Source organism: Serratia microhaemolytica (assembly GCF_004011885.1).
Taxonomy (GTDB): Bacteria; Pseudomonadota; Gammaproteobacteria; order Enterobacterales; family Enterobacteriaceae; genus Serratia_G; species Serratia_G microhaemolytica.
Window position 1 is genome coordinate 1 of the sequence record NZ_SBEF01000111.1, and the last position, 1507, is coordinate 1507.

1 protein-coding gene is annotated in these 1507 nt (G+C 55.4%); it reads right to left on the reverse strand.

The genetic code is table 11. The annotated features are described in order from the left end of the window. On the reverse strand, nucleotides 1-1507 hold a 1507-nt coding region (locus EOJ37_RS14160; RefSeq protein ID WP_127960508.1), incomplete at both ends, for an autotransporter outer membrane beta-barrel domain-containing protein.

A 1507-nucleotide genomic window follows, 5' to 3' on the forward strand; every position in this document is an offset into this window, starting at 1 on the left:
GTCTGGGCCGGGTTGTCACGCAGTTTGAAGCGGTAGCCGCTCTCCAGTGCGGCGCTGATGCCATCGGCGTCATACTGCTCCGATTGTAGACCCTGCCCAGATACCGTGTTATCAAACCAGCTATACTGCACCCAACCGTCCAGATAGCCACCGCTATTATCTATCGCATTGGCATACCAGGTGGCATACAGCCCCAGGTTGTAGCCGTCGACTTTGCCTTTGCTGTTGTAACCAGAAACCTGAGCAACGGTGCTGCTGCGGCTGTTGCCATAACCGGCCATGACCCCCATACGCAGGCGCTGCTGATCAAACTGCCAGCGGGCAACATCACCACCAAGCTGGATCACATAGCGGTTAGCCTGCGTTTTTAACTGCTGGCTGCTGTCGCGTGAGCGGTTGTGTGCGCCTTCGCTGCGTAACCACATGCTGGTGCTGCGCGCTTCGCCGGTGAGCAGATCAAGGTAGGCGGTTTCACCACTGCGTTGCGCTAGCGAGGTGATAAACAGGTTATTGGCCGCCGCCAGGTTAGCGGTATACGCTCCGTTTTCCGGGCGCGAGACTTGCGGTGCGTCATTGCGTGCTTGCTGCGCCCTGAGTTGTTCAAGGTAGCTGTCCAGCTGTTGCCGTGCTGAGGCGAGTTGTCTTTCACCTGCGGCTTGTTGTGTCTGTAGCTCAAGCAAGTACTGCTCCATCTCTGACAGTACCGAATCAGCCTGACTGTTCAAGGCGTTGGCGGCACGCTGTGTTTGCAACTCAGTCAGGTAGCTGTCGACATCCAGCTCTGCATCCGCCGACAGGCTCAACCTATCCAGTGCGGCACGTGCCGAGGCGTTAAACAGTGCGCTGCTGCTGGAGAGATACCAGTTACGCTGGTTGTCACCACTGCCGCGTACCAGTGAATAGTCGTAAGCACCGGCGGCAATGCGGCCACGTTGCAAGAAATTGCCTTCAGAACGGCCGGTGACTTTGATCAGCTCAATACCATTCAGTGTCGCTGCACCACTGCCGCCAAGGTTATTGACGGTGACAAAACTGACACCCGAGCTGTTGCCATTAATCACCAGTTTATCGGTCAATGAGTTGTCGTCACCCAGCACCGTATCAAACACCAGTGTGCCGCCACCGCCCGAGTAGTTACCGTTAATCACTGTGACGTCGCCCGCTTGGCCATTGGCCATGGTGAGCTCACCGGCATTGAGCAGGTAACCGATATTATTAAACGTGGTGGTCTGTGGAGAATGGGCGGAACGATTAGCGGTAATCAAGCGCCCGTCGTTCATCAAAATACTGTTTATTTCACCGAACTCATTGAAACCGCCCGAGCTATCCCAACGTGCGCCGCTGAGGTTAAAAAACAGGTTGTTGACTGCGTTCGCCAGTTGCACCCGACCGTGTAATTCCCCTTGATTGGTGATCACCGCAGCCGCACCACTCGTTTCAATCACAGTATCCGCCGAGTATTCAGAAAGGTTACGCAGTCTACCGGCATTATTGATGTAGGTGCCTG